This window comes from Blochmannia endosymbiont of Camponotus modoc (assembly GCF_023585785.1).
Classification (GTDB): domain Bacteria; phylum Pseudomonadota; class Gammaproteobacteria; order Enterobacterales; family Enterobacteriaceae; genus Blochmanniella.
Window position 1 is genome coordinate 394710 of record NZ_CP097765.1, and the last position, 20347, is coordinate 415056.

Genomic DNA, 20347 nt, shown 5'->3' on the forward strand with positions numbered 1-20347 from the left:
CATCATAATCATGCGTATATATACGTTTATATTTTACAAGCATTTATTACTTATAGATTTGAGTTAAATGTGATGATTAAAAAAATAATATCAACTTATATTTACTATATAACTGACTAAAATAATGTTAAATCAAAACACTTTGTATGTATTAATGACGTTTATTTACAATTTTACCATGACATTCTTTAAATTTCTTATTAGATCCACAAGGACAAGCATCGTTGCGACTCACTATTTTATTCTTAGTTAATGTATGTTGACTTAAACGATCTATCGATAACAATTTAGTATTCATTACTTGCGTGTTTATGGATTGAAAATCATTATATTTATTAGTTGAATTTAAAATAGATTCTTTTTTATTGAATAATTCTATTACTAATTTACTCACTTCGCTTATTACTTCATATTTTAAATGATCTAACATTTTAGTAAACATAGAAAATGATTCTCTTTTGTATTCCTGCTTCGGATCTTTTTGTGCATATCCTCTCAAATGAATTCCTTGACGTAAGTAATCCATTGACGCTAAATGCTCTTTCCACAGTACATCAAACGTTCTCAACATAATTTCTTTTTCAAAAGAACACATAATATCTATTCCAATTATTTTTCTAGTATGTTCATATTTCTGTGTCATATTTTCTAATATACGTTGACGTAATATTTCTTTTTCCTCATATAATCTAGGCTCTACTTCTATCCATTTTAGAAGAGGTAACTCTAAACAAAAATCTTTCTTCAAACATTCTGCTAATTTTATTACATCCCTTTTATCCTCTATAATTTCCAGAGGAATATAAATATTAAATAATTTTTCAACAACATCACAACGAATATTTTTAATAATGTCACTGATATCTGATATATTTAATAATTTATCACGTTGTTCATAAATAACGCGACGCTGATCATTAGCTACATCATCATATTCTAATAATTGTTTTCTAATATCAAAATTACGATTTTCTACTTTTTTTTGAGCATGAGCAATAGCTTTAGTAATCCATGGATGTTCAATGGATTCTCCTGATTTCATTCCTAATTTTTTCATCATGTTCACTAATCTGTTGGAAGCAAAAATACGTATTAATGAATCTTCCATTGATAAATAAAATCTAGACGAACCTATATCTCCTTGTCGTCCAGATCGTCCACGCAATTGATTATCGATACGGCGAGATTCATGCCGTTCAGTACCAATGACATGTAACCCTCCAGATTTTAATACTGCATGATGACGTTTTTCCCAATCAGATTTAATGTTTAAAATTTTACATGTATTTGATTTATGCAACGCAGTAATTTCTGCTCGCCAATTTCCTCCTAATATAATGTCAGTGCCACGCCCAGCCATATTCGTAGCAATAGTCACCGCACCAGGATATCCTGCTTGTGCTATAATATCTGCTTCTGCAGCATGAAATTTCGCATTTAAAACTTTATGCATAATTCCGATCTGACTTAAAGCATGAGAAATAATCTCAGATTTGTCAATTGATATAGTTCCTACTAACACTGGCTGGTTTCTCTTAACACAATCTTTGATATCATTAATAATAGCTTCAATTTTTTCATGTTCCGTCATATAAATTATATCTGGAAAATCATTACGAATCATAGGACGATTAGTCGGTATAACGATAGTATCTAATTTATAGATAGATTGAAATTCAAATGCTTCAGTATTAGCGGTACCGGTCATACCAGATAATTTTTCATATAAACGAAAATAATTTTGAAATGTAATTGAAGCTAATGTTTGATTTTCATTTTGAATAGTTACATGTTCTTTAGCTTCTATTGCTTGGTGCAATCCATCTGACCATCGACGACCAGGCATAACTCGACCTGTGTGTTCATCAATAATAAGTATTTCTCCATTTTTAACAAGATAATCCACTTCACAAGCAAATAAAATATGAGCACGAAATGCTGCATTAACATGATGCATCAATATAATATTATCTGATGAATACAATGATTCTCCTTGGTTCATGATTCCAGATTTAATTAATAATTGCTCTATTAATACTAATCCATTCTCAGTAAGTATAACTTGTCTGGATTTTTCATCAACTGCGAAATATTCTTCTTTTTGTAAATTATCTATGTTGCTTTTATTTTTTTGAATTATTCTAAAGACTAATTCGTTGATTTTTAAATATAATAAAGAAGTATCATCTGATGGCCCAGAAATAACTAATGGGGTACGAGCTTCATCAATCAAAATAGAATCTACTTCATCTATTAACGCATAATGTAATCCTCGTTGTACCCGTTCTTCTGGGACGAAAACCATATTATCACGTAAATAATCGAAACCGTATTCATTGTTTGTGCCATAGGTGATATCTGCTGTATACGCTGCACGTTTCATAGATGCTGATAGTCCCGGTAAATTAATTCCAACAGTCAATCCTAAAAATTCAAATAACGGTTTATTATTTACTGCATCTCTATGTGCTAAATAATTATTAACTGTAACGATATGTACTCCTTGACCACTTAATGCGTTCAAATAAGCAGGTAAAGTAGCAGTTAAAGTTTTTCCTTCTCCAGTTTTCATTTCCGCAATACATCTACTGTTAAGAACTATTCCTCCCAACAATTGGACATCAAAAAGACGGATGTTAAATATTCTCTTAATAGCTTCTCGTACTACAGCAAATGCTTGTGGTAATAAATTCTCGAGGTTTACACCTGATTCAATAGATGCACGAAACTCATTCGTTTTAGAAGCAAGTTGACTATCGTTTAACTTTTGTATATCTTTTTCTATATAATTTATCATATCCACCACTTTCTTCATGCGAAGTAACACGCGATCATTTCTATTTTTAAAAATTTTAGTAAATAATTTAAATGGTGTTAACATGACAATTTATATCTCATTACAATGACAGCACGTTATTTGAATAAAATGCAACAATTACATATTTTCCGTTCATAATACATGCGACTACAAAGAAAATTTTAATAAAAATTGTAAAACAATACTAATTTACAACTTATCAAAATAGATGTTAATAAATTGTGATAAAATGCATGATAAATATAAATTTTTTATTTATGTAAAATCCATGTGCATATCTTTCCTTAAACATATTACAAACATGATACTATCATTAATTGTTGATTAGAATAGCTCCAATATTCTAAGACTAAAATATATTATACAAATTTAAAAAACTTTAAAACAATTACTAATTAATTATTACAATTCATACAGATATATAAAGATATATAATGGGTATCAAAAAATATCTTAATCTGACGATATCAAAAATTTTTATAAATACAAATAAAGGAAATTACAATATCAAAGATATTAGTTTTCTGATTTTTATAATAAGTGTTATATACATGTAACACTTATTATAATCATAACAATATATGATGTATTAAATATTAATGAACTCAATAACATTGAAAATACATTATAATCTAAATTCTTTACTACAGTATTCATTGCATATATATTTAAGTAGTCTTCAATATTTCAATCTAAAAAACTATAGATAAAATATGCGAATAAACATACAGTTGCATATATTTATTTAAAAAAGAATCTCGATCAAAATACATAATATCTATAAATAAATCTAGGTAAATTTGTATACTAAAATGTAGAATGATTATTATTATATTCTATATTCAAAGATACGATTAGATCTTAAAATACTAAGGGTAAGTCAGATGCGTTAGAAAAAGTAGCAAGTTCCCATGCTTCTTGGCATGACAAAACAGTTTTTAATAATTTATTATTTAGAGTGTGTCCCGATTTAAAAGCAATAAAAGAACCAATAAGATTATGTCCACACATAAATAAATCTCCAATAGCATCAAGCATTTTATGACGGACAAATTCATCATCAAAACGTAAACCATCTTCATTAAGTACACGATAATCATCAATTATTATAGCAGAATTAAAACTTCCTCCTAAAGCAAATCCACGAGATTGTAAATCTTTAATATCACGCATAAAACCAAAAGTGCGCGCTCGACTAATATTATGAACAAAAGATGCTGAAGAAAAATTAAAAAAACAATGTTGTGTATCCACATTGATAGCTGGATGATTGAAATCAATAGTAAAATCAAGAGTAAAACCGTTAAACGGCCTTAATTCAGCCCATTTTTCTCCATCTTCAACACGTACTGTTTGTTTTAATCGAAGAAATTTTTTTGCACTATTAAGTTCTTCTATACCAGCATCTAATAATAAACATACAAAAGGACTAGCGCTACCATCCATTATTGGAACTTCAGGAGCATTGAGTTCTATAATAATGTTGTCAATGCCTAATCCTGCTTGAGCAGCACTTAAATGTTCAACAGTAAAAATCTGAACACCATATTCATTAATCAAACATGTACATAATACGGTGTTTCCTACTGATTTAACATTAACTTGAAGATCTACAGGAGGATGTAAGTCAGTACGACGATAAATAATTCCAGTATTTGCTGAAGTAGGACGTAAAGTTAACGTAACTTTTTTACCGGTGTGTAAACCTACACCAGTAGTTTGCACAACGCGTTTCAATGTTCGTTGCTTTATCATTATATCATCTCATGCAATTATTATATTATTTACTTTATTAGCAAATTATTATATGTATATTGCATTTTTTATACAAATTACTCATTTACACTATTATTTTTAATTAGTCTGCTTGTTTTCTTAGAAAAGCAGGAATATCTAAATAATCTACATCTTTATCAAGAGTTGTGCTTTGATGATCTACCGTATTAGATGATGTATGTCTTGATTCTTTAAAAAATGTAGATGTTCTTTGGGGAGCATGATTATGATAATGATTATCTCGTACTACCTTTTTTTCTTCTTTAGCATTAGATAACATAACATCTGAACGTTTATCAATACCAATTCCTGTTGCTACTACAGTAACACGTAGTTCATTATTGATATCTGGATCTAAAGCAGTCCCGATTACTACTGTAGCATTATCAGAAGCAAAAGAACGTATAGTATTGCCTACAGTTTCAAATTCATCTAACCGTAAATCTAAACCAGAAGTGATATTCACCAAAACCCCTCGAGCTCCAGATAAATCAATGTCTTCTAATAAAGGGCTCGCGATAGCTAGCTCTGATGCTTCCTCTGCTCTATCATCACCACATCCTACTCCAGCTCCCATCATAGCATATCCCATTTCTGACATTACTGTGCGTACGTCCGCAAAATCTACATTCATTAAACCCGGTCGAGTAATTAATTCCGCAATACCTTGAACGGCGCCTTTTAACACGTCATTAGCAGCGCTAAAAGCATCTAATAATGATACGCCACGCCCTAAAACTTTTAATAACTTATCATTTGGAATAGTTATTAATGAATCTACATATTTAGATAATTCAGAAATTCCTTGTTCAGCAAATGTCATACGTTTTTTTCCTTCAAAATTAAAAGGTTTAGTAACTACAGCTACAGTCAAAATACCTAAATCTTTGGCCACCTCTGCTATTATCGGGGCAGCACCCGTTCCAGTGCCTCCACCCATACCTGCAGCAATAAATACCATATCTGCGCCTTCTATAGTAGCCCTTAATACATCACGATCTTCTTCTGCAGAATTACGCCCAATTTCTGGATTAGCACCCGCTCCTAATCCTTTAGTAATAGAACTACCAATTTGAATAGTTTGGCCTACTGTCATTTTTCTTAAAGCTTGGGCATCAGTATTAACAGCAAAAAAATCTACACCTTCGATACGCTCACGTAACATATGTTCAACTGCATTACTACCGCCTCCGCCAATACCAACAACTTTAATTACTGCATCACTCGTTAATTCCATTGGTTCAAACATAGTTTTCTCCATATTACTTAAGTTATTTTAAAAAAATTAATTTTAACGGATTCAGCATATTTGATACTCATAACAACTAAAATTCTTTTTTTAACCAATTGTTTACTTTTCTTATCCAACCTTTAATTGTTATTCTTTTTTCTATATCTACCTCATTATTCAAATGAGATTCTTTCCCATAATGTAATAATCCAATAACAGTAGAATAATGAGGCCTTTTTATATCATCTGTTATCCCGTTTGTATTTATAGAAGATGCGATACGAACTTGTGTATGAAACACTTTTTGAGCACAAGCTGATAATCCATCTATAAGAGATGCCCCTCCTGTTAACACAATCCCTGCTGCAAGATGATGTTTAATATTAAGTTGACGAAGTTGTGACTGTAACTGTAATATTTCTTTATTAACCAACATCATTAATTCAATATATCGAGGTTCAATGATTTCTGCCAACATATGACGTTGCAAAATACGAGGTGGTCTACCTCCGACGCTTGGAACTTCAATATTTTCTCCTTTACTAATTAATGATTCTAAAGCACAACCATAACGAACTTTAATTATTTCTGCATCCGATAATGGTGTTCCAAAAGCATAGGCAATATCACTAGTGACTACATTTCCAGCATATGGAATAACTTTGGTGTGACGTAAAGCTCCAGCAGTATATATTGCTATATCCATGGTACCGCCACCAAGATCTACCACACAGACACCCAATTCACGTTCATCTTCTGTTAACACAGCATGACTTGAAGCTAATCCAGAAAATATCAATTGATCTACTTGTAATCCACATCGCTCTACTGCTTTGACGATATTTTTAGCCATATCATTATGGCAAGTAATTAAATGGACTTTGGCTTGCATTCTAACTCCAGATAACCCAACTGGATTTTTAATGCCTTCTTGATAATCAATAGCATAATCCTGTGGAATTACATGTAATATTCGATGTTCATCGCGTACTCTAACTGATTTAGCTATGTGTACTACATTATCCACATCTGATTGTGTCACTTCTTCTTCTGAAATAGGTACCATACCTATTTCATTTTTACAACTAATATGTTTTCCAGATAAAGAAAGGTAAACAGATGAAATTTGACAACCTGCCATTAACTCTGCTTGATTAATAGAATATTGTACACATTTTATTACTGATTCTAAATTGTTCACTCCTCCCTTATCCATTCCTCGTGACGGGCAATATCCTAACCCAATAACATTTACTATTCCATCAGGCAAAATTTCACCTACCATCGTAGCAACTTTAGCTGTTCCAATTTCTAATCCTACTAATAATTTTTTATCTGAAGCTTTGATCATATTTGTGATTGCCTTTATTTATTTTTTCTTCTATTTGCCACAAAATACAGGAGTGATCGAGTTTGAGCCCCATCTTACAGCAAATCCTGAACGATAACGTAAATCTATATAATCAATACATGTATTATTGTCGTTAATTTTCTGAATAAGAATAGGATAAATTTTAATGAAATAATATAATCGTTCGATTATATTATTTCTACCTAATTTTAGATGGATATTATCTTGTAAAATCAGTTGCCATGAGCAGCGTGCATCCATTTGTACTGATTTTATTTGAAATTTGATAGATTTTAATATCTCATTAAACGCATAATAATTAGACAATACAGCCCGTTCGCTGCCTTCTGGTCCATACAAAGATGGCATTACTTTTTTGTAGTTATCTCGATATTCTTTAGGTACTTTAAATATAATTCCTGTTGTACTAATTATTTGAAAATCATTCCAGTATGTTAAAGGAATATATTCTATTATATGAATTTTTAATGTGTCTGGCCATTGTTTCCTAACACTAACTTGCTGAATCCATGGCAAACTTTCAATTCGTTTTTGAATAATGTTAACATCCTGTGTTATAAATGTACCTAATACTCCTAGTTTTACTAGGAGTTGATCGATATCAGTGTCAGTAGTATAATGCCGTTTTCCAGTGACTATCATGTAAGATACAGGGCTACAACAAGCATTATGAATCCATTCTCTTATTTTATAAGCACTCCAAACAATACTAATTGTAACAACAAATATTAGCATCCAATCTAATAATTGATGCTGCAATTTATATCTTTGTTTTAAAACATATTTAATTATCACTCGGTTATGCGTGCTCAATCCTAATTGAGGTGTATTAGTAAACCCGCTCTTTGCGTATTCTTATTTTCATAAAAATTTATTATTGTGTTTTCATTTTCACATTTTATCATTTCGTACCATTAAGAATCATAATTATCATATATTTATTATGATTAATCGTTTTTAACAATTAATCTACGCACAACCTCTCCTATCGTACCAGCTCCTTGAATTAAGAGCAAATCGTTATTTCTTAATAATCGGAATAATGCTCCTGATAACATTTGTGTATTTGATATAAATGTTGGATTAATCTTACCAAATTCACGAATTGCATGACATAAGGATTGACTATCTGCCCCTAAAATAGGTGGTTCTCCAGCGGAATAAACATGTAATATTAAAAGAATATCTACATTGGAAAGTACATCAACAAAATCATAATATAATTCTTGTATACGCGTATATCGATGAGGTTGAAATACCATAATCAACCGTCTATCAGGCCATCCGGTCCGGATCGTTACAATAGTAGCATGTAACTCAGCCGGATGATGCCCATAATCATCTATCAACAGAATTTCTCCTTTTTGACCATTTATTTTATTTAAAGAATAATAACCTAAATTTTCAAAACGACGATGTGTTCCTTGAAAATCCAACATAGTTTTGAGAATAATTTTATCACTGATTCCTTCTTCGGCTGCTACTGCAATAGCAGCCGTAGCATTCAGTGCATTATGACAACCAGGGGCATTTAAAGTAACTTGTAGTTTTGTTTGATTTGGACGCAATATGGTAAAACTACTTTTTTCTATATGTTGATGGTAGTTAAAAATATGCAAATTAGCATTTTTATTAAAGCCATAAGTGATTATCTTCCTGTTAATTTTAGGTAAAATCTCACAAATTACTGGATCATCAATACACACTATAGCATACCCATAAAATGGTAGATTGTGTAAGAAATTAATAAATGCTTTTTTAAGATATTCAAAATTTCCTTGATACTTATGTATATGATCAGTATCAATATTGGTAATCACCTCCACCATAGGATGCAAATGCAAAAATGAATTATCACTTTCATCTGCTTCTACGATTAAATAACGACTATATCCAAGTCGAGCATATACACCTTCTGATTTGACTATGCCTCCATTTATAAACGTTGGATCTAATCCTGCTGCGGTATAAATATTAGCTATCATTGTAGTAGTAGTAGTTTTCCCATGCGTTCCAGAAATGGCTATTCCATGTCTAAATCTCATTAGTTCGGATAACATTTCCGCACGCTTAATAACGGGAATACGAGCTTGTTTAGCAGCTAAAATTTCAGGATTATTTGGATGAATAGCACTGGATACAACAACAACATTAGCGTTGTTTATATTGCTATATTTATGCCCAATAAAGATTTTCACCCCTAATTCAAATAAGTGCCGTGTCGCGCTATTATATACAATATCAGACCCAGTAATACAATAACCTTCATGTGCTAATATTTCTGCAATTCCACACATTCCGGTTCCGCCTATACCAACAAAATGTATTCGCCTAATACGATTCATCATTGGTATAGAATTGATCGGGTTAGATAATAGTATATTTGACATATCTATTCAATATACTTTCAATATTTTTCTATTTATAAAGATGGCATTTATTAATATATTTATTTTTTTAAGTATTCAATTATTACCTGAGAAACTTGCTGAGTTGCATTAGGCGCAGCTATGCTTCTAGCACGTTGAGCCATGTTACATAATATTTTTCGATCCCAAGATTCTAACATTGCGCTAACAACATCACTTGTAAAATTTTGTTGTTCAATAATTTTTGCCGCTCCTGCTTGCACTAACGGCACAGCATTCCAATATTGCTGACGGTCTTTATGATGTATAAAAGGTACGAATATTGCTGGTAACCCTACAACAGATACTTCACTTACTGTTAATGCTCCAGCACGGGATATCAATATATCTGCCCAAGCATATGCTTGGGCTATATCATCAATAAATTTTACAATTCTATGATAGCTTTGTTTTATTTTTTGATAAGCCCATATTACTTTTTTGAAATCTTTTTCTCCAACCTGGTGCCATATGATCAATTTATTAGATAATTTCTCAGCCATATTTGGGATAGTTTTATTTAATATATGCGCACCTTGGCTACCTCCAATCACTAAAACGCGAATAGGACCAACACGACCTTTCCATCGTCTAGATGGATTTGGCACAGCTAATATTGCGCGTCGTATTGGGTTTCCTACCATTTTAGCATTAGGAAAAGTACCAGGAAATCCTTGCAATACTTTTTTAGAAAAAATTGACAAATACCGATTAGTTAAACCGATAATTCTATTTTGTTCGTGTATTATTAATGGAATACCGCATGTCCATGCTGCTAATCCACCCGGTCCGGAAACATATCCACCCATTCCTAATACTATATCAGGTTTCCAATATTTTATAATTTTTCGTGCTTGATATATTGCTAAACAAATAAACAATGGCATAATGCACTTAATGTGTAATTTTTCACCATTCCACCCGTTAATATGAATAAATTTAATATCGATTCCGTACTGAGGAACTAACTTCGATTCAATGCGATCTGCAGTACCTAGCCAAACAACTTGATACCCATGATTAATTAAATAATGAGCCACCGACAACCCTGGAAACACATGCCCCCCACTACCACCCGCTACAATCATAATTTTCTTTTTTTGATTCATGTTTTCGTGCACTTCAAAAAAGCTTGATTTTTAGATAAACGTGTCTCGAAATCTATTCTTAACAACTGCATGCTTGCCATTACTGTAATCAAAAAGCTAGATCCCCCATAACTAATAAATGGCAATGTTAATCCCTTTGTGGGTAATATTCCGCTAACAGTGCCCACATTAATAAAAATTTGCAATCCAAACCACATGCTAATAGAACAGGCTAAAATACCAGAAAATCTGTGATTAACATTCAAGGCACGATAACCAATGATCATGGCACGAAGCACAATTATAAATAACATAGACAACACTAAAATCGCTCCAAAATATCCTAATTCTTCCGCAAGAATAGAAAAAATAAAATCAGTATGAGCTTCGGGTAAATATTCTAATTTCAGCACAGAATTTCCTAGTCCCTCCCCAAAACATTTTCCACGACCAAAAGCTATCAATGATTGAGTTAATTGATAACCATTGCCAAACGGATCTTTCCATGGATCCCAAAAAGTAAGTATACGTTGTATACGATAAGGTTTAATCACAATTAAAGGTATAATTAAAAATATATTGAATACTAAAACCAATATTAACTGACATAATTTAGCTCCAAAAAGAAATAATATAGACAGAGTAGTAATAAAAAGAATAATAATGCTACCAAAATCAGGTTGCGCTAGTAATAATACAGCTAATATAATCATTATTACTATGGGTTTACATATACTCCAAAATTTGGTGCGTACTTCTTGTGATTTACGTTCTAAATAGTTAGCAAGATAGCAAATAAAAGATAATTTTGATAATTCCGAAGGCTGAACACACAATGCACCCCACATTATCCAACGTGATGCTCCATTAGTAGAATTATTTAAGATTAATGCGGCTATCAACATTATATAACTACATAGCAACATGATAACACTATAATTCTGCCAAACTATTATGGGTATCTTTAAAATAATTACAGATAATAAAAATGTCACGCTGTAATAAACAATGACACGTTTTATAAAATAACATGGATCATTCGCTAATCGCATACCAGTAGGTATTGATCCTGAACTAATAATAACAAACCCAATGCCAATTAATCCCAACAGCAACCAAAAAAATATACGATCATATAATACACTAATGTTTGATGATTTTTTTTTGCCCAATTTTAATGGATGATTAATAATTTTTGTTTTAAAGATCCTCATTATATAAATTCTCTCGTAAAACAAGTAAATATTAGTCCACGCATTTCAAATGATTTAAATTGATCTAAACTAGAACAAGCCGGAGATAATAAAACTATATCCTTTGCTTTTATACGACGATTAATAATACACATTGCTTGAATCATTGTATTTGTTAAAATAACATCACTAAATCCTAATGTCGTCAATAATAATCCATCTTTTCCAAAACAATAAAGATGTATCTCATGTTGTTTAATCAAATGTCTTAAAGAAGAAAAATCAGCTAATTTACCATCACCTCCTAATATTAAATGTAACGTACCGGATAACTTTAAATTGTTGATCGCTTCTTTGGTAGCGTTGACATTAGTAGCTTTGGAATCATTAATCCAACTCACTCCATGATTTTTATAAATCAATTGACAACGATGCGTTAAACCAGAAAATTGGCACAATACTTTTAAAGAAATAGAGCGAGGAATCTTGACAATATCCGATAATGCTAAAGCAGATAATGCATTTATATAGTTAATACGATTATTAATTCTCATTTCAGAACAATTAAGCACATATTCATTGTATGCAACTATCCAGGTGTGTCCTTTATAATATTTCAGATAATAATCTGCAGAATCTTCGTTTTCACCAAAACTTATACAATAATCATAATCATTATATATAGGTGTCGTTAAAGGATCTAAAGCGTTCATCACACAAATTTTAGCATTTTTATAAATCCTTTGCTTAGAAAACCAATATTGCTTTAATCCACCAGGATAATGATCCATATGATCTTCACTAACATTTAAAATTACAGCTGCTATTGCACGTAAACTATAGGTTGTATCTAACTGAAAACTTGAAATCTCCAGTATATATAATTGATACGATTTATTATTTAGTAAAGAAAGCACAGGCACACCTATATTACCTGCTACACCAACACACCATCCAACGCCCCTAGCCATTCTGGAAATCAATTGGGTTACTGTACTTTTTCCATTAGATCCAGTAATAGCTATTATCGGAGCAGTTACTTCACGAGCAAATAATTCAATATCACCAATAATTTCTATTCCTAATTTTAAAGCTTCAATTAAAACCGGATGATCTAATCGTACTCCAGGACTAACTACAATTAACGTAGCGCTCAACAACCATATATCATTAAATGCGCCCAAATAACACTGTACAACATGAGGTAATTTTTTTATTCCCGGAGGATATATACGAGTATCTATTACTTTTGGTATTACACCACGATCTAAAAAAAAATTAACACAAGATAAACCCGTAATCCCCAAACCGATAATTACAACTTGCGATCCTCGGTAATTACGCATATTTTTATTGCCGTATCTTTAAAGTAATTAATCCCACAAAAACTAACATTAAAGATATGATCCAAAATCGCACTATAATGCGAGGTTCTGGACAACCTTTTAGTTCAAAATGATGATGAATTGGTGCCATTTTAAATATCCGTTGTCCAAATAATTTAAAATAAATTATTTGTAAGATCACAGATAAAGTTTCTATTACAAACATACCGCCCATAATTAATAATAAACATTCTTGACGTAACAACACTGCAATTATCCCAAGTGTACCTCCAAGCGATAAAGAACCTACATCGCCCATAAATATCTGAGCCGGATAAGTGTTAAACCATAAAAACCCAAGACCAGCTCCAATAATAGCAGAACATATAATTATTAATTCTCCAGAAAAGCAAATATAAGGAATATTTAGATGACTAGCAAAGTGAATATCATTGCTTATCCACGCAACTACAGCCAATCCAGCTGCAATGAATATTATAGGAATAATCGCTAACCCATCTAAACCATCAGACAAATTCACGGAATTACTTGTCCCAACAACAACAAAATATGCTAGAAAAATATACCAGATACCTAATTGAGGCATAAAATTTTTAAAAAATGGCACTATTAATTGTGTAGATGTAGGACTACGATCTGACATAAAGATAATAATGACTAACGTTAAAGCAATTAATGATTGCCAAAAATATTTATGTAACACACTCAAACCCGCAGAACTTTTCCTGTGAATTTTTAAAAGGTCGTCAATTAAACCCAATATTCCGTATGTTATTAGTATAAATGATACATACCATACATATATATTTGATAAATCAGCGCACATCATTACTGATATGGCGATCGAAAGAATCATTACAATTCCACCCATAGTAGGTGTACTTTTCTTTTGAGTATGTGATTTTGGTCCATCACAACGCACTATTTGAAAAAAACACAAATTATGAAACCATGTAATTACATAATGACCTACCCCTAAAGCAATAAACAATGCCGATACAAAACTAATAATAGCTCTGAAAGTTAAATGATAAACAATATTAAATCTAGATGAATATACTGCTAATACATTCTCTGTTAGCCAAAATAACATTTTGATCCATCTCGAATAGCATCTATTATTTGCTCCATTTTAAAACCTCGTGATCCTTTCACTAATACACTAATTGAATTATGGACAGATAACATCTGCTTGATATAAATAATTAATTTATTTTTATTTCGAAAATGTTTTCCTTTTCCACATATTTTGGAAATGCAACAACTAACGCTACCTATGGTAAGAATTTTATTGATATTTGTCGTTGCGATTAATCTCCCAATATAACAATGATATTTGATTGATTTATGTTTTCCTAATTCTAACATATCACTGACCACCAATATACGATAACCTGGCATTGTAGTTAATACATGAATAGCAGATATCATAGAACCAACGTTTGAATTATAAGTATCATCTAATAATAATTTACCTTTACCTAAAATAATCGGAAATAATCTACCAGGTAACGTTTTTATATTTTCTAATCCATAAACTACTTCTGATAAATTTGCTCCTACAGAAAATGCAAGAGCGCTAGCAGCTAAAGCATTAGCCACATTATGTGTTCCTAACATTGATAAAACCACTGGAGAAGTTCCATATGGAGTATGTAAAATAAACCGTGTTCTATTTTTTTCAGCAATAATATTACTTGCAAAAAAATCTATTCCTACGTTAGTACGTAAAGAAAAAAACCACATAGATTTTCCCTGCAATGGTTTACGCCATAAAGATAAAGCATGACTGTCAGCATTTATAATACCTGTTCCATTTAAATCTAATTCAGAAAAAATTTTCCCTTTCTCTTTTCCTATTTTAGATAAGGATTTAAAACCTGATAAATGTGCAGGGTAAACATTATTTACTAAAGCTACATTAGCAGCAACTATCTTACTTAATTGAGCAAGTTCTCCAGGACAACTTGATCCTAATTCGATAATTGCAAAATTGTTTTTTTTTGTTAAACGTAATAAAGTAATCGGCACTCCAACCATATTATTAAAGTTACCTTGTGTTGCTATTGTATCCCCACACTCTTTTAATATAGACGTGGTCATTTCTTTTACTGATGTTTTACCGCTTGATCCAGTTATAGCAATAACTTTTGCTGATACTTTTTGGCGCACCCAATGTGCTAACATTATTAAAGCACAACGAGTATCAGGAACTATTAATTGAGGAACATCTAATAATATATGATGATTTACTAGTAATGCTTGAGCACCAGCAGCAATTGCTTGACTTGTAAAATCATGACCATCAAAACGTTTACCTATTAATGCTATAAACATACATTGTTTATAAATAATATTTGAGTTAATAGTAATCGCATGAATAATCAAATCCATACCAATATATTTAGCGTTTAAAACTGGCGCTATTTCATGCAAACTAAATGGAATCATAAAATAACATCGTTCTTTAAAAAATTTTCTACTATGTCTTGATCAGAATGATATATGCGATTATTTCCGATAATTTGGTATTTTTCATGACCTTTTCCAGAAATTAATATTATATCTTCTAAAGATGCCTTTAAAATAGCAGTCTGTATCGCACAGTAACGATTTTGAATAATTTTGATGATTTTTTTTGGGTGTGTTATGCCACGAGTAATATCATTTATAATCGATTGCGGTTCTTCCGTGCGCGGATTATCATTGGTAATAATTATATAATCAGCATACCGGCTTACAATGCAACCCATTAAAGCACGTTTACTTGGATCTCTATCGCCTCCGCAACCAAAAACACACCATAGTTGACCACAATAATAAAATCGTCTAATTGAAATTAGAACTTTTTCTAACGCATCCGGAGTATGTGCATAATCTACTATAACCGTCGGGTATCCATGAGAACGAAATACTTCCATTCTACCAGCTACTGGTTGTAATTGAGATGACGTATGTACCAATAATGATAGAGGATACCCTAATACTAATAACGTACCTAAGGCTAATAATACATTGCTAACGTTGAATTCTCCTAATAATTGACTATGAATTACTCCATTCCCCCAACTTGAATCAAAGATTATATTCGTACCACGAACATTATAATTGACATTAACCACACGTATCCATTTACCTTTCCAAAAACATGGTAAATTGCTTGTTATTGTTACTGCAATCGCTTGAGGAAAATAATATAACCATCGACAACCAATGGGGTCATCAGCATTAATTATATATTTTTCTACACATAATTCATCAAATAACCGCCATTTAGACATAGAGTATTGCATAACGTTACCATGATAATCTAAGTGATCATGGCTTAAATTAGTAAATATAGCTGCTTTAAAATATAAAGCATCCACACGATATTGATTTAATCCATGTGATGACACCTCCATAGCAACAAAGGTAATCTTATCTTTAACAAACTGAGCTAATATTTTTTGAGCATCAATAGAAGAGCATGTTGTATTATAAGATAAACACATATTATTTAACATTCCGTTACCTAAAGTACCCATCACAGCACTTTTTTCCCCTAATAATTGGACCCAACGAGCTAACAAATGCGTTATAGTAGTTTTTCCATTGGTACCAGTAACACCAATTAAATCCAAAAAACGTGACGGATGATTATAAAAACTACCTGCTATATCGGACAAATACCGTGGTAAATGATTAACATGGACCACAGGTATTTTATTTAAATGATAACTATATTTTTTAAATATCGTCATATCGTTCCAAGATTCTAATAAAACTGCCGAAGCTCCCTTTTCGATCGCATAGTCAATATATGATCTTCCATCAGTCTTAGAACCTTTAACTGCTACAAATAAATTTCCCAATACAATGTTACGACTATCCAATTCTATCCCCGTCAATGCAGGACTAGTAGGATTATTAAAAACATACGGAATAAATAATTTATATAAATTACGTGAATCACACATATAATTTTCTCAAAGAAATCTGATTGCTTATAAACTTACTGTAAAAAATCTGGCACTACGTTCATGATTTTTAATGCATTACCCATCACTGCACTAAAAACTGGTGCAGATACCATACTTCCATAATAATGACCATTTTTAGGATCATTTATTACTACTGCTAAAGCAAATCTGGGATTACTCGCTGGAGCTACTCCAGCAGCACATGCAATATACTTATTAATATATTTCCCATGTGATCCAACTACCTTAACAGTCCCAGTTTTTACAGCAACCCTATATCCTTTAATTGCAGATTGACAACCACCACTTGGCAATGACACATTTTCCATCATGTCTAAAACAGTTCGCACTAAAGATCTTGGAAAAACTTGATTTCCTAATACCGAAGAAGAATCAACTCGTATAATAGAAAGTGGTCGAGATATCCCCATTCCACCAATAGTAGCATAAACTTTAGCTAATTGTAACGGAGTAATCATTAAACCATATCCATAAGAAAAGGTGGCGCGTTCTATGTCTGACCAACATCTATTATATGGATATATCCCATTACTTTCTCCCACTAAACCTATATTTGTTGCTTTACCCATTCCAAAATTTAAATATGTATTAACTAAAACTGCTGCAGGCATGGCTAACGCTAATTTAGAAACACCAACATTACTAGATTTTTGTAATATCTCTCTAATAGTCAATTTTCTACGATATAATACATCCTTAATTTGATGCCCATTAAGTATATAAGGTGATGTATTCATAATAGTGTCTTTTGTGATTATCTTATGTTTTAATGCAGCCATAATCACAATAGGTTTCACTGTAGAACCTGGTTCAAATGCATCAGTAATAGCACGGTTACGCATAACAGATTTATTAACAATGGACAAAAAATTGTTTGGATTATATGACGGACTGTTTGTCATAGCTAGAATTTCTCCGGTATTGATATCTATCAATACTATACTGCCGGATTCTGCTTTATTTATATGTACAGCATTATTTAATTCACGGTATGCTAAATGTTGCAGACGTTCGTCGATACTGAGAATAATATTTTGAGCAGCTTGACCGTTATTCAAAGTAATTTCTTCAATTGCTCGACCAAATCTATCTTTTCGTATTGCTCTTGTTTTGGGTTGACCAGTCAACCAAGAATCAAAACTTTTTTCTATGCCTTCAATCCCTTGGCTATCTACATCTGTTACTCCTACCAAATGTGCAGTTGCACGCCCAGCAGGATAATATCTTTTTGATCCTTGTTGCAAATATACTCCTGGTAATCTAAGTTGACTAATGTATTTAGAAATAGCAGGATCAATCTGTCGTGCTAAATACAAAAAATGATCTGTAGTATGATTACTAATAAGAGATGATAGTTTATCTGATGATATAGATAATACCTGAGATAATTCCGTCCAACGACGTATATCAGCAGTAATACCGCCATTTTTGCTAATTTCTTGAGGATCAATCCAAACCGAATCAGACGGTATACTAATTGCCAATAGTTGACCCATTCTATCAGTAATAATACCACGAGTAGAGAGTGTGCTTTGCACGCGTAACGAACGCATGTTACCTTCATTAATTAGCTGATCAGAATAAATAATTTGCAAAAAAGCTAATCTCAATAGCAAAATAATTAATACAAAAAAAATACAACTATACAATAAATTAAAACGTTTGCTATTTAAAATTATTTTAAAATTGTAAGGTTTAAACTTCATATAGCATAAATTATATCCTCACAGGAGGAGCTATAACCATTTTTAAATAATATTTTTATTGATCACATAAATAAATTTTTATAGATTAGTACAATGTATTATCTTGAGTTAGTTCCGAGTAATGCATTTGTAATTTATCCATTGCGATACGTTCAATACGATTATGGTGAGATAATATTTTTTCTTCAAGAATTAAACTTCTCCATTCAGTATCCAAATTATTTTTTTCCAACACAAGTTTTTCACGATCTATAATCATAGATCTAGTTTGATAAGTCACTAAAACAACCAACATTGCTGATATTAATACTAACAATGACAAAAGCAATTGCCACTTACCATATAAGTATAAATCATCATAAATAATACTAACAAGATTATATTGTTTCTTTTCCGTCATATTTAGATAAGCAATTTTTCAGCGCAACGTAATATCGCACTACGAGCACGTATATTTCTTTTAATTTCTTGTTTTGAAGGTGTTAATTTTCCTATATTTTTTAATTGACACTTATTTTTATATTTACTAAATATTTGATTATTTGTTAATGGAAGCTTGGGAGGAATAGATAAAACACAACTATGTTCACGAATGAAGTATTTTACCAATCGATCTTCTAGAGAATTAAAACTAATTACTACCAATCTGCCTCGTGGAGACAACATGACCAATGCATCTTTCAATACTTGCATTATTTCTTCTAGTTCATTATTAATGAACATTCTAATTGCTAGAAAACTTTTAGTTGCAGGATGCTTATTCATATTGCGATGCGGAATAGCATCGCAGATTAATTTAGATAAAACAATCGAGCGTATAATAGGCGTATATCGTCTTTTAGATACTATAACTTTAGCGATATTTTTTGCAAATCGTTCTTCTCCAAAAGTTTTTAAAACCCAAGTAATATTTTCTTGAGATGCCTTCGATAACCATTCAGCAGCAGATATTCCACTACTAATATCCATCCGCATATCTAGTAGACCATCTTGCATGAACGAAAATCCTCTGCTACAATCATTTATCTGAAATGTACTGATCCCTAAATCTAGTAAAATACCATCCACTGATCCAATCAATCCTATATTTTTAACATGTTTGATCATTTTGGAAAATGAACTATGTATTATAGTAAATCTATCATCTTGTTCAGCAATGCACTTTCCAATTTTTATAGCCAATAAATCTTTATCTATTGCTAACAAACGACCTCGTTCATTTAATTGAGATAAAATTAATTTAGAATGACCTCCTGATCCAAACGTTCCGTCAATATATATTCCTGTTGCTTTAATATTCAATGATTGTATCGCTTCATTTAGCAATACGCTTTTATGGCTGTAGTGAATATAGAACATGTATATAATAATAAAATATAGATGCACACGTTTGTGTGTTTCATGAACAAAATACTTAATAATAAAA

At 31.4% G+C, this 20347-nt stretch carries 15 protein-coding genes; all 15 read right to left on the bottom strand.

Annotation, left to right across the window (positions count from 1 at the left end; all coding sequences use genetic code 11):
• Positions 1-151: 151 nt before the first annotated feature.
• The 15 genes from secA to rsmH all read right to left on the bottom strand — a co-directional run bounded on the left by secA (position 152) and on the right by rsmH (position 20280).
• The gene (secA, locus tag M9396_RS01705) at positions 152-2881 is read right to left on the bottom strand and encodes a preprotein translocase subunit SecA (protein ID WP_250256873.1); all 2730 of its coding nucleotides are present in this window, start codon (positions 2879-2881) and stop codon (positions 152-154) included.
• Positions 2882-3679: 798 nt separating this feature from the next.
• Positions 3680-4573 (bottom strand): UDP-3-O-acyl-N-acetylglucosamine deacetylase, encoded by an 894-nt coding sequence (gene lpxC, locus M9396_RS01710; RefSeq protein ID WP_250241997.1) that lies wholly within the window; start codon positions 4571-4573, stop codon positions 3680-3682.
• Positions 4574-4676: 103 nt separating this feature from the next.
• The gene (gene ftsZ / locus M9396_RS01715; RefSeq protein ID WP_250241994.1) at positions 4677-5843 is read right to left on the bottom strand and encodes a cell division protein FtsZ; all 1167 of its coding nucleotides are present in this window, start codon (positions 5841-5843) and stop codon (positions 4677-4679) included.
• 76 nt (positions 5844-5919) lie between these two features.
• Positions 5920-7176 carry a cell division protein FtsA gene (ftsA, locus tag M9396_RS01720; RefSeq protein ID WP_250241992.1) on the bottom strand — a complete coding sequence of 419 codons (1257 nt, stop codon included), beginning with the start codon at positions 7174-7176 and terminating at the stop codon, positions 5920-5922.
• Positions 7177-7206: 30 nt separating this feature from the next.
• Positions 7207-7992, bottom strand: a complete 786-nt coding sequence (locus tag M9396_RS01725; RefSeq protein ID WP_250241990.1) for a cell division protein FtsQ/DivIB — start codon at positions 7990-7992, stop codon at positions 7207-7209.
• Positions 7993-8144: 152 nt separating this feature from the next.
• On the bottom strand, positions 8145-9587 hold the full coding sequence (gene murC, locus M9396_RS01730) for a UDP-N-acetylmuramate--L-alanine ligase (RefSeq protein WP_250256498.1): 1443 nt from the start codon (positions 9585-9587) through the stop codon (positions 8145-8147).
• Positions 9588-9646: 59 nt separating this feature from the next.
• A complete protein-coding gene (murG, locus tag M9396_RS01735) occupies positions 9647-10714 on the bottom strand; it encodes an undecaprenyldiphospho-muramoylpentapeptide beta-N-acetylglucosaminyltransferase (RefSeq protein ID WP_250241986.1) in 1068 nt (355 codons plus the stop codon).
• Positions 10711-11907: a cell division protein FtsW gene (gene ftsW, locus M9396_RS01740; RefSeq protein ID WP_250256499.1), complete on the bottom strand. Its 1197-nt coding sequence runs from the start codon at positions 11905-11907 to the stop codon at positions 10711-10713. The genes murG and ftsW overlap by 4 nt, the downstream gene beginning before the upstream one ends.
• On the bottom strand, positions 11907-13232 hold the full coding sequence (murD, locus tag M9396_RS01745; protein ID WP_250256500.1) for a UDP-N-acetylmuramoyl-L-alanine--D-glutamate ligase: 1326 nt from the start codon (positions 13230-13232) through the stop codon (positions 11907-11909). Before murD ends, ftsW begins: the two co-directional genes overlap by 1 nt.
• 4 nt (positions 13233-13236) lie before the next feature.
• Positions 13237-14325, bottom strand: a complete 1089-nt coding sequence (mraY, locus tag M9396_RS01750) for a phospho-N-acetylmuramoyl-pentapeptide-transferase (RefSeq protein WP_250241979.1) — start codon at positions 14323-14325, stop codon at positions 13237-13239.
• A complete protein-coding gene (gene murF / locus M9396_RS01755; protein ID WP_250256501.1) occupies positions 14310-15683 on the bottom strand; it encodes a UDP-N-acetylmuramoyl-tripeptide--D-alanyl-D-alanine ligase in 1374 nt (457 codons plus the stop codon). Before murF ends, mraY begins: the two co-directional genes overlap by 16 nt.
• Positions 15680-17191 carry a UDP-N-acetylmuramoyl-L-alanyl-D-glutamate--2,6-diaminopimelate ligase gene (murE, locus tag M9396_RS01760; RefSeq protein ID WP_250241972.1) on the bottom strand — a complete coding sequence of 504 codons (1512 nt, stop codon included), beginning with the start codon at positions 17189-17191 and terminating at the stop codon, positions 15680-15682. The genes murF and murE overlap by 4 nt, the downstream gene beginning before the upstream one ends.
• Positions 17192-17226: 35 nt before the next feature.
• Positions 17227-18921 carry a peptidoglycan glycosyltransferase FtsI gene (gene ftsI / locus M9396_RS01765; protein ID WP_250256502.1) on the bottom strand — a complete coding sequence of 565 codons (1695 nt, stop codon included), beginning with the start codon at positions 18919-18921 and terminating at the stop codon, positions 17227-17229.
• 85 nt (positions 18922-19006) lie between these two features.
• Positions 19007-19321, bottom strand: coding sequence for a cell division protein FtsL (gene ftsL, locus M9396_RS01770; RefSeq protein WP_250256503.1), 315 nt, complete (start codon positions 19319-19321; stop codon positions 19007-19009).
• A gap of 2 nt (positions 19322-19323) precedes the next feature.
• Complete coding sequence (rsmH, locus tag M9396_RS01775; protein ID WP_250256504.1) at positions 19324-20280, bottom strand: 16S rRNA (cytosine(1402)-N(4))-methyltransferase RsmH; 957 nt, start codon at positions 20278-20280, stop codon at positions 19324-19326.
• Positions 20281-20347: the final 67 nt, after the last annotated feature.